9 protein-coding genes and 1 pseudogene are annotated in these 10,348 nt (G+C 49.6%); 7 read left to right on the forward strand and 3 right to left on the reverse strand.

Annotation, left to right across the window (positions count from 1 at the left end; all coding sequences use genetic code 11):
- The 6 genes from FJW00_RS01790 to FJW00_RS01815 form a co-directional block, all read left to right on the forward strand.
- The coding region (locus FJW00_RS01790; RefSeq protein WP_181405335.1) for a YecA family protein at nucleotides 1–508 on the forward strand (508 nt) is incomplete at its 5' end.
- Nucleotides 509–641: 133 nt separating this feature from the next.
- The gene (locus tag FJW00_RS01795; protein WP_140922932.1) at nucleotides 642–1,037 is read left to right on the forward strand and encodes a TIGR03757 family integrating conjugative element protein; all 396 of its coding nucleotides are present in this window, start codon (nucleotides 642–644) and stop codon (nucleotides 1,035–1,037) included.
- Complete coding sequence (locus FJW00_RS01800; protein ID WP_140922933.1) at nucleotides 1,037–2,011, forward strand: TIGR03756 family integrating conjugative element protein; 975 nt, start codon at nucleotides 1,037–1,039, stop codon at nucleotides 2,009–2,011. Before FJW00_RS01795 ends, FJW00_RS01800 begins: the two co-directional genes overlap by 1 nt.
- Nucleotides 2,012–2,019: 8 nt before the next feature.
- Nucleotides 2,020–3,474, forward strand: a complete 1,455-nt coding sequence (locus tag FJW00_RS01805; protein ID WP_140922934.1) for an integrating conjugative element protein — start codon at nucleotides 2,020–2,022, stop codon at nucleotides 3,472–3,474.
- A gap of 14 nt (nucleotides 3,475–3,488) precedes the next feature.
- Nucleotides 3,489–3,854, forward strand: a complete 366-nt coding sequence (locus FJW00_RS01810; protein WP_258317005.1) for a hypothetical protein — start codon at nucleotides 3,489–3,491, stop codon at nucleotides 3,852–3,854.
- On the forward strand, nucleotides 3,854–5,362 hold the full coding sequence (locus FJW00_RS01815; protein ID WP_140922936.1) for a conjugal transfer protein TraG N-terminal domain-containing protein: 1,509 nt from the start codon (nucleotides 3,854–3,856) through the stop codon (nucleotides 5,360–5,362). Before FJW00_RS01810 ends, FJW00_RS01815 begins: the two co-directional genes overlap by 1 nt.
- A gap of 31 nt (nucleotides 5,363–5,393) precedes the next feature.
- Here the strand turns inward: FJW00_RS01815 and FJW00_RS01820 are convergent, their stop codons facing one another.
- Entirely contained in the window at nucleotides 5,394–5,792 is a 399-nt protein-coding gene (locus FJW00_RS01820) for a DUF3742 family protein (RefSeq protein WP_140922937.1), read from the reverse strand.
- 1,092 nt (nucleotides 5,793–6,884) lie between these two features.
- Nucleotides 6,885–7,133, reverse strand: coding sequence for a hypothetical protein (locus tag FJW00_RS01825; protein WP_140922939.1), 249 nt, complete (start codon nucleotides 7,131–7,133; stop codon nucleotides 6,885–6,887).
- 614 nt (nucleotides 7,134–7,747) lie between these two features.
- Here FJW00_RS01825 and FJW00_RS01830 point away from each other — a divergent pair.
- Nucleotides 7,748–9,124 (forward strand): annotated as a pseudogene (locus FJW00_RS01830) (ISNCY family transposase).
- 768 nt (nucleotides 9,125–9,892) lie between these two features.
- Here the strand turns inward: FJW00_RS01830 and FJW00_RS01840 are convergent.
- On the reverse strand, nucleotides 9,893–10,237 hold the full coding sequence (locus tag FJW00_RS01840; protein WP_140922941.1) for a helix-turn-helix domain-containing protein: 345 nt from the start codon (nucleotides 10,235–10,237) through the stop codon (nucleotides 9,893–9,895).
- Nucleotides 10,238–10,348: the final 111 nt, after the last annotated feature.

The raw sequence follows: 10,348 nt of genomic DNA on the forward strand, positions 1-10,348 counted from the left end.
AGAGAGTAGAGAATCCAGATATTACCTATCCAAGAGCTTTAAAGAAAAACTTGCATCAACAGTTCCCACTTTAAGAACATCTCGGGTTGTAGAATCAATCGATGAGCCAGGGAAAATTTACATATTCCTATTCTTTCCAAATGTAGGATTCGAAAGCTACAATCATTACAGAACGGAAAGGGTATCATTGATGCAAATCTACATGCAGGTTGCATTTATCAAATACAAACATGCAAGAAAAGTAATAATAATTGCTACCGAACCAAAAGGAAGCTCTGGTAGATCTGAGGATTTAATATTTTCACCCGTTAAAGAGTCAATACCAAAAGAAGAAAGAAAGAATTTAATCAAAATATCTAGAGAACACAAAATACTAACACACACACTTCCTAACACAGCTCCTTCACAACCCAAAGCCATAATACCAAGAAAAGAATCAGCAAAAGTAGGACGAAATGACCCATGCCCTTGCGGCTCTGGTCTAAAATATAAAAAGTGTCACATGTGATGTCTTGACTAATAATTTTAACATACAAACGTTTTTTATAGCTAAATTTTTAAAATGAGAAAAAGAGTTTAATACTGAATACCTAACTACGTAATGCCACTCTAGAAGCCTGCTATCGTGACGGAGATCCGCTATGCGACTCAGGCTTTTACACTCACTCATTCTGTTCATACCGTTTCAGCTGCTGGCCGGCACAGTAGTGTATACCGATGCTGAAAATCCTCCTCAAAATCTTACCAGTAACGCCAAAGTTGTCTGGCTTGATGGCCCCGACCGCCTTCAGGAAGCCGTTTTTGGCAAGCTGGCTGCCGATCCCCGCTTGGCAGCCCAGCAAGCTCGCGAAGTTTTTGAATCACCACAGTGGGCTAGGCAACAGGAGCAGATCGCCCAGTCGTACCGGCAGGTAGTGCATGCCTGGGAAATGGGCTTGCACAAATATCCAGCCGTTGTTTTCGATGATCGGGATGTGGTTTATGGCACAGCTGACGTTGCCCGCGCAGCCATGCTTCGTGATCGTGGGAGACAATAATGCGTTCAGCCCTCAAAACACATATCAGCGCTGCGGGCATTGCCTCAGTGCTCGCTGTTGCGGCGGCGCCGGCAACAGTTTCAGCTATCAATACTGCCGGCATCATTGCCAGCGCCATCACACAGGATTGCATTAGCTGGCGCGTGAGCGGCATCTGTTACTGGCTAATGTGCACACCATTTGGCTGTTCCGTGAAAACGTCAGTAAAAGTGACGCATTTTATTCCGGAAGTGGTGGTATCAACTTATACAGGACCAGGCGGGAACCCATGGAACGAAATGGCCTTTATGAGCGGTGCGTCCGGTTCGGTAGACAACGTACTGACCAGTGGTGCGCCCGCCGGGGGCGGTAACGCCGGTGACATCAAAGTTCCCGGCCAGCGTAAATCTAACATTAAATTTAAGTACGCTGACGCGATCGGCCATCCCGCGACGTCAATCATAGGTGGCAGCATATCCGGCTACTCTTGTAGTTCCGCCGCTACCCCCTTCAACCCCTACTTCCTAAGCACGCTTGATTCTCTCGTCTGGCGATCGGGGCTGCCTGAATCTCTGTATCCAGAGGCGCTGGTTCCCGGACAGCGCGAACTGGGTAGCCAGGCCAGCGCAAATATGTGGGGGAATCTTTATCCCCGTTCCGGATTCGTCAGTCAGGCTGACGATGATAAAGCCTCTGCAGTGGTCGCACAGCGCGTGGCTGACATTATCACCCGGTCGGGACAGCCACACGTTTATCAGGTACTGAAAGGTTCGCGCAAAGCCGGCTACTGGCCGCCCGGAGAGGTTAAAGAAAACACGGGCACAGCCAATCACAAATGGCAGCGCTTAGCCCCCACTCTGTCAGCTTCCTGCGCTGTATTTCCGGATGGCGCCCATCCAATAGCTCAGGACGGCAACGAAGCGTATGCCTTGTGGCAGCCCTACAGCTGCTGCAAGCGTCGCGGTCAGACCTTCCTCTATTCAACCAACTTCTGAGAGGCACAATGTTATCCGTTAAATTCAAATCAGCCGTGCTTGCCCTGTGTATCTCGGCAGCAGTGTCATCCGCGCAGGCGGCAGATGATGATCAGTCGGGTGCTTTCGGCATTTCCCTTCCCTCAGTCAATAACAGTGCAATAGGTTACGGTAAGGATGTCAGCGGCGCGGTCTCTGACAAACTCTATTACACGCTTGGGGGCGGCTCCGTGATTTCACAGCCAGCAACCCGCAGCACCATGCGCAAGCTGGGCATGAATGTGGGATGGAGCAGTGATCTTATGTGCGGAAATTTTGACCTTAAAACGACCGTAGGGAATCAGCTTAATGGTGTAACAAACGGCTTTAAAAACCTGATGGGAGATGTGGTTCAGAATGCAACCGGCGCCGTAGCCAGTCTGCCAGCAATGATTATTCAGCGCGCTAATCCCGGACTGTACGACATGCTCACAAACGGCGTGCTGCAGGCCAACGTCTCGTTTGATAAGGCGCAGCTGAACTGCCAGAACATGTCTAAGCGTATGATGGATTTTGCCGGCAACAACAAATGGACACAGAGCGCGGTGATGGATGAATATCGCTCGCTTGTCAACAGCGGAGACGCCGATGCTGTCAGGGTAAACAATTCAGCTGACAAGTTACAGGGCAATTCAGGCCAGAACTGGATTGGCGGGCAAAAACGGGGTGGACAAGGGCAACAGGCCATCAGGCCAACACATGATCTGACGGCTGCAGGGTTCAACATGATGAACAGCCTTCCGGTACTCAGCACAGATACGGTCGGCACCAACAGCTGTAATGGTGGTGCCTGTGCTAAATATTCAAGCGCCGAAGAAGCTGCAAAAGCGGTAGTCCAAGTCGTAGGGGACAGCTCACTGCGGACCTGCAGCGATGCCTCACAGTGCACCAGTGGTGATGCCGATCAGCAGCCGGGCGCCACGCAGGCCGGCACAGGCTTTGCTCCTATCCTGGAAGAAACCACAAAAGAAAATACCGAGCAACTGGTCAAGCTGGTGAACGGCGCCGAGCAACCAAATGCAGCAAATCTGGCAAAACTCAAAACAGGTAGCCTTCCGATTACCGCCGGCGTGATCAGAGCATTACAAAGAGACCCGGACAATGCAGCCCTGACAGCCCGTCTCGCCGGAGAGCTGGCAATGGCTGATACCGTTGAAACCGCGCTCATTATGCGCCGCATGATTGTTACCGGCATGTCTGAGCCTAATGCTGCAGCGCAGAATGCGGCTATTGAAGAAGGCGATCGCCGCGTTGCGGCTATCGATCGCGAGATCACCGCATTACGCAATGAGATGGAGCTTAAGCGCGAGCTGTCACGTAATTCCGTGCTGACCATTATCGATCGCGAAAACGGGCGCGTTAACAGCAACCCGCAGACGCAGAGCGATGACAGCACTGACAGCCGCATTAACCGCCTGGCCGTTCCTGAAACGGAAAGCAACTGATGGGGGCGCAGCTGATGAAATCTGAACACGAAACGCAACGCGCCTCATTTTTCCGCCGCCATCCTGCTTTGTTTCGCGTGTTTTGTACCGCCGGCGCACTACTTGTGTTTCTTCTGGCCGGGCTATTTATCGCAGATAAAGCCATTAAAAATCCGACCCAGGCCGCTGCATTCCGTGACTGGATGGACCATGCCCGCTATGGCTGGCTGATATGGCGCCTGGCTGTTTATGGTGCGCTTACCTGGGGATTTGTAAAAATTTTCCGCGCGCCGGGCTTTGGCCCGCAACATCGTCAGCCGCTGATCCGCATTGCAGCGGTCAGCGCAATTTTTGCGATTGTCTGTGAACTGGTGCTGCTGAGCGGCACGGGAGCTTCCTGATGCTGACAAACAGCTATCTTGAATATTTTCTGACCCTGCTTGGATGGGTCGTTAATAATGGTCTGTGGAATATCCTGCTTTCAACTGGACTCTTTGCCGCACCGGTGGCGTTCCGTCTTATCGGAATCTGGCTAAAGGTCAGGGAAGAAGGTGAGGACGAAGGTAACAAAGGCGCTCTTTCAATTCCGCGCATGGAACACGCGGTATACACCTCATTTCTTGTCATCATTGCCTGTTGCATGCCGCTGATGAACGTTGACATGAGTACTATCAAATATGACTCTTCGCGTGCCAGGACTTGCGGAACATGGACGCCAAAAGCACCGGACGATACCGGCTATTCGCCTGTAATCTCCAGTATTAACGATCAAACAGCGGCCGCGCCGGTATGGTGGTACTTGGTTCATAAAATGGCTAAGGGAATTACGCAGGCTTCCGTTGCCACAATCCCGTGCCGGCCGGATATGCGTCAGCTCCGTTTTGAGGTGCAGCACACACGCATTAACAATAAAGCGCTCGCGGAAGAGCTGCAGGACTTCACAAATGACTGCTACTCACTCGCGCTGTATATGTGGAAGCGTCAGGATCAGGGGCAAACTAAAGACAAGACCACACTGCGCGATATCGAGTGGATAGGCAGCAAGACGTTCCTGAGCAATTATTACGGCAGTCTGCAGTCCAAAACCCCCCGCGCAGATTTTCCATGGAGCGAAAGCCGTGACAGTGGGCGGCCTGACACGGGCCGGGGCGGCTACCCGACCTGCAGTGAATGGTGGAATAAAGCTGAAACAGGCTTACAGGCCCGTGTTGTCGATCAGGCTGACCCAGGATTATGGACACGTTTATCCGCCGCAATGTCCATGATCGGCGGTAATTCTGCCGACTATAAGGAGGCCATCATTCGCCGCCTGGTCAGCCCGGAGAGTCTGTCTGTATCGCAAGGGGGGCACGTTTACGCCGGCTACGGGGGAAACGCAGATTTTACGCTCGATAATTCTGTTTCCAGGGTTGCCGCTATTAGCGGCACCGCATTAGGCAGCCTGGCAGCGTTTCCGGCATTTGATGCGATGCGCCAGGCATTACCAATGGTTCAGGCTGTACTGCTGATGGCTATAGTGGTGATCTTGCCGCTTATCCTGGCATTCTCCGCATATGAGATTAAGACGGTAATTACGCTCACCTTTGTGCTGTTTGCGCTGAACTTCCTGACATTCTGGTGGGAACTGGCGCGCTGGCTGGACAGCTGGCTGCTAACCGCGCTTTACAGCTCGGATACTCACAGCAATTTTAACATGGCTGGCTTTCAGAACAGTTCTGATGACCTGATCATGAACTTTGTCATGGCCACGATGTTTTTGGTACTACCTGCGGTATGGATGGGAGCGTTGTCATGGGCCGGGGTCAGAATTGGTGGTGCGCTCGATGGGGCTTTCAGAAATGGCACAGCGAAAGTCGAACAAAGTGGGGGAGAGGCCGTTAATAAAATGAAGGGTGCCATGAAGTTATAATTATTTAAGAAGCCTGGGATTAAACCCAGGCCTAATCTTCTTCATGGTATGACTTAGGTGATGTGAAAATTGAATCATCGGCACCGTGATAGTAACCATATCCATCGCGGCCATTTCTATACTCAGGCCCATGCTCTGAAGTCGAGTCGTCTGAGTCACCAGGGGCTAAGTTATTTATTTGGATGTAGCGAACCATATACGCAAACCCAGCGATAGCGAGAATAATGGCTCCAAGGAAAAACCCTGCAACTAAGGCTAACGCCAGAAGCACAAGAACAGAAAAAGGAACAAAAGACCTTCCTATTGCACCAGGAACCCCTTTGCTCTCGCCCCAAGCAGCAAAGCGAGAATCTGCATCGATATAGACGTATGTTAAGCGCTTCAATGCAGAAGCAGTTTTGATGCCGCGCTCATAAGCGGATGGATTCATATGCACCTCATTAATTAAGTACTAACGCAACGATACTAAATGTTCAGTATAAATGCACATCGGCTCAATTGTAGTTACATCATTCATCTATGCTTTCATTTAACCCCAATCCGAGCCGAACCTGAACCCCCGCGCCCCTCTCCGGCAAAACCCGGGCGCCGGACCTGAAGCCCGGTTGCCCCCACTGAGCAGCCGCCCCCGCCCGGCCCGGAGGGCCGGATCAGTGGTGGCTGATAAATGGGTGTTGTAACTATAAATTTGGAGTAGCGGTGAGTGGTGCTGCGATTTCTTTCTTTCGTCTACGACCGTCTGACGTCTGTGCGCCTGACAAGCCGCTGCTTCTACGGCGTCTGGCAGGGCGTAGTGGGGTCTATGCGCTATGGGGGGCAGGGAGCGGCTGCGCCGCGCTACCGGCGCCGTTCAGCTATCGGGTGATATGTAGCACCAGTTGGCGCCTTCATGCCGCTGTGCGGCAAAAAAGCGATTGTTACGTATTGCATGGCAGGTGGAGCTCTGCCCCACTTAAGCGATCCGGTGAGCAGATATCTACATAATAGAAGTATGGCATGTCTGGGTATCGCAGTTTCCCGATTCATACTTTCTGCAACATGCCAAAACTGACTGTCCGCAGATGACCATGCGATCCTGACTGGTTTCATCAAAACGCACGTAAGCACATCAGTTAACGAAACATATGAGGCATGATTATCTTGCGCATTAGTTTCGTCATCTTTGTCGTCTGTGGAGTCAGTCTTAAGGACCAGTTGCAATGATGAGACTATCCCGTCCAGAAAAGGGTCTACGAATGCGTCAGGAAATTCATGTAGCGATAATTTCGCTAATGCTTCCCGTCCTGCGTCGTACAATTCCTCTTGTGACATAGCTTCATACTGCAAATGATGCACTTAGAAATCCTTTTATTGCACTACCCTACCTTTACGAAGGCGCTGCTCCGACTTCATAAACGTTTTCCGGAGGAAATGGCGGTTCCTCCAGAATGAAAGAGGTGTTAAATCAATACAGACTTAACGTTAATACTCTGAAAATTTGTCATATTTGCTCCTAAAATTAAGAGTCCTTTTGATCAGATACTTAGTTGAAAATTTTTGCTATCTCGTTTATGACCTCCTTAAATCCATCAGAAAGGCTGATGCCACTCAACCACCCTGCATGCTCAGATAACTCTTTCTTCAGTTTGAGAGAATAATACGCAAGCCGTACAATATTCACACAATGATTGATAAGTCCGTTCTCAGCTTTTAATGGCGTGAGATGTTCTTTTTCTGAGCTCGATGAATCTTTAGTTTGTTTTTTTTGCGTGGTTTTAAGCTTCTTATTCATATCCTAATTTCCTAAGTGGATATGAAGGAAGCCGCCTTTACACCATCAATCAGACCGGGGTAGTGGTTCGATCGGATAGAGATGTTGAGTCAATGTAATAGTTTTCAACCTCATCAAAGCTAAAAAAACAGGTTTAACCTGGAATTAAGTTATGTGCGTTTTTGTAGCCAACCAGTATCAATATGCTACGCAGACTGCTTCCTCAAAAATTAGACTAAAAAGTAATCGGGGAGAGGAATTTGTGCTTTGAAAGCGATTGTTGGCTGAAATCTGGCATCAAAGAAGGTTGCTTCTCAAATCCAGCCTAACCATTTTGGCCTGTTTCCCGTCATAGACGGGAGGAGGCTGACAAGCATCAGAGTATGCGGTTAAATACACAGCATACTAATGGCCGTTAAGGCTATCTATTAAGCAGATCAGGCTGGATAACACAGGAAAAAAATAAACAGTCCTTTTAAACATAATGAAAAGGCATATTTAACATAAATTACATTATGCGACCCGGGTTTATGGAGGCAAAGCTAACCTGGCTGTTCTGAGCTAAGCTTACCTGGCCGCTTCGGGCTACCTGCTGGGGATCCTGATATAACGGCTTCAGGTGCGGAGTTTTCACACTGAACGAAGTTAACCAGCTTAAAATTATTCAGGACGTCGTCGACCGGCGGCTGACAACCCATCTCGCAGCTGAGCGTCTCGGTATTTCCGACCGGCACTGTCGCCGCCTGCTTCAGCGCTATTGTACAGACGGTCCGCTGGGCATGGCTGATCGCCGGCGCAGCAACCCAAGTAACTATCAGCTGCCTGCAGGCCTTGCTGAACGTGCGGTTCAGATCATCCGCGAGCGCTACTCAGACTTTGGTCCGACGCTCGCCTGCGAGAAGCTGGCCGAGCTGCACGGCGTGACGCTGTCTAAAGAGACCGGACGGAAGCTGATGATGCAGTCAGGCCTCTGGATCCCGCGCAGACATCGCGCGCCAAAAATCCAGCAACCTCGCTACCGCCGTGCGTGCGTCGGCGAGCTGATACAGATCGACGGCTGCGATCACCGCTGGTTCGAGGAACGCGGTCCGGCCTGCACGCTGCTGGTTTACGTGGATGACGCGACCAGCCGCCTGATGCAGCTTCATTTCGTCCTCTCCGAGTTCACGTTCACCTACTCTTAAGTCACGCGCGGCTACCTGGAGCAGCACGGCAAGCAGCTGGCCTTTTACTGCGACAAGGCCAGCGTGTTCCGCATCAACAATAAAAATGCGGCTGGCGGCGATAGTCAGACGCAGTTCGGTCGCGCGAAAAACAAGCTGAACATCACCGGCATATGCGCCAACACCTACTCTGCCAAGGGCCGCGTGGAGCGTGCTCATCTCACGTTGCAGGACCGGCTGGTTAAGGAACTCAGGCTGCATGATATCAGTACGCCCGATGCTGCTAACGCCTTTGCCGCTGATTTTATGGCGGATTACAACCGGCGTTTCGCGAAGGCACCGAGGCATGATTTTGACGTGCACCGCCCGCTCGATGCAGACGACAACCTGAACCAGATATTTACCTGGCGCGAACCGCGCAAGGTTTCGAAAGCGCTGAAGGTCCGCTACGATAAAATGCTGTTGCTGCCTGAGGATAACGATGACAGCCGCCGTACGATGGGTAAATATCTGGATGCCTGGCAGTACCCGGATGGCCGCGATGAACTCAGGAGTCACGGTACGGTGCTTCCCTACTCTGCCTACGAGCGGCTGTCTGAAGTTGACCAGGGTGCGATCGTTGACAACAAGCGGCTTGGACATGCGCTGGCCATGGCTAAACTGATCCAGGACAAGCGTGCTAATACGCGGTCTCAGGGCCTTCCGGCCGGAACCGGGCCACGTCGGAGAAGTGCGAAGAAAGATCCAGCTAAAAAGCGGCAACGTGCGGTGAATGAGGATGATTTACTGGAAGCGTTATTTGACTTACAGAGCCGCAGCGAGGAAATTTTTGGGCGGAAAGATACTTAAATCAGGCTTGTTCAGTAGTTTTATTCCCAACCCAGTTCGGAATAAGTTTTACAATTCTGTTCAGGAAAAGACGTTATATATTGGCCCCGATCCATATTTTTTATAATAAAGGTTCATTGCTTCATAATGGCTGGCCGCATCTACTACTCATATAAGTTTTGCACCAAGATCCAATAATGATCTTGCTGCATTTTCCTGGACACCTTTCAGACAAAAGATCTGGTATCCATCAGGCTCGACCCATAATTCATGCCTCAAAGTTGGCTTCCCTGATAATCAAATTTATCTGCCAGTAATTTCACATCATACAGTGATTTGAAAGGCTGCAATTCATCTCATCCGGACAACTGAGGTTTGCCCGAGTGCGGTCATCTCTTCTTAGCTTTAACAGGTGTGAGAGCCCAATTTGATAATGTCACTTTTGGAGATGCGGATATTTAAAACAGTCTCAACAAAAAATATAACAACTAAATGCAGAAGCTTGGCCTAGAACAGGCTCACTGAGAGCAATGCATTTATGCCCAGCGCTACAAAAAGACTTTGGAAACAGCCTGTCAACGGAATTTCACCCAGATGTAATACCACACGCAATATTTAAATCGTGAATTACTTATTAAAGTCAACCCACAAATTTCAGAGCCATAATGACTCAACCCAAGACACAACTGGGATTTCATTAAATATATAAAGATAGTAGTCAAACATTAAAGAGGAGCGAGCGCGCTCGTAATTAAGCAACGCTCAGCCTCACATGAGGCTTAACATAAACTATTTGCATTCAAGTTTTTTACGATTGATTTTCCGGAATTTCCCCGGCGGAACTTCAAAATATCTATGGAAAGCACGGGTGAATGACTGCTGTGATTCAAAACCATATTTAACTGATATCTGAATTACAGTTTCATTTGTCATAAGTAAATCTTGTGCCGCCAGCGTCACTCGCTTTACACGTATATACTGGCCAAGCGTTGTGCCTGTATACTGACTAAACAACCGTTGTAAGTGCCACTTCGAGTAGCCTGATTTTTTAGCGACGTCATCTATTTTCAGGTTGTGATTCGCGTTTGTGTCAATCCACTCAATTAATGCGTTTACGAATTTACTTTTAGTCAAAGAATAACCCTCCTCACAACTGGATTAATTTAATTGGTCTGATCAGCAACAAGGTCTATTTAAGGTATAATAATCCCCCTATGATTTTATCTGCGTACTTTAAACAGAAAT

Source organism: Pantoea anthophila (assembly GCF_006494375.1).
Taxonomy (GTDB): domain Bacteria; phylum Pseudomonadota; class Gammaproteobacteria; order Enterobacterales; family Enterobacteriaceae; genus Pantoea; species Pantoea anthophila.

Coding starts and splice junctions, on each gene's coding strand:
- FJW00_RS01800 (WP_140922933.1), top strand. CDS start 1,037: ATGCGTTCAGCCCTCAAAACACATATCAGCGCTGCGGGCATTGCCTCA.
- FJW00_RS01820 (WP_140922937.1), bottom strand. CDS start 5,792: ATGAATCCATCCGCTTATGAGCGCGGCATCAAAACTGCTTCTGCATTG.
- FJW00_RS01795 (WP_140922932.1), top strand. CDS start 642: ATGCGACTCAGGCTTTTACACTCACTCATTCTGTTCATACCGTTTCAG.
- FJW00_RS01815 (WP_140922936.1), top strand. CDS start 3,854: ATGCTGACAAACAGCTATCTTGAATATTTTCTGACCCTGCTTGGATGG.
- FJW00_RS01825 (WP_140922939.1), bottom strand. CDS start 7,133: ATGAATAAGAAGCTTAAAACCACGCAAAAAAAACAAACTAAAGATTCA.
- FJW00_RS01810 (WP_258317005.1), top strand. CDS start 3,489: ATGAAATCTGAACACGAAACGCAACGCGCCTCATTTTTCCGCCGCCAT.
- FJW00_RS01805 (WP_140922934.1), top strand. CDS start 2,020: ATGTTATCCGTTAAATTCAAATCAGCCGTGCTTGCCCTGTGTATCTCG.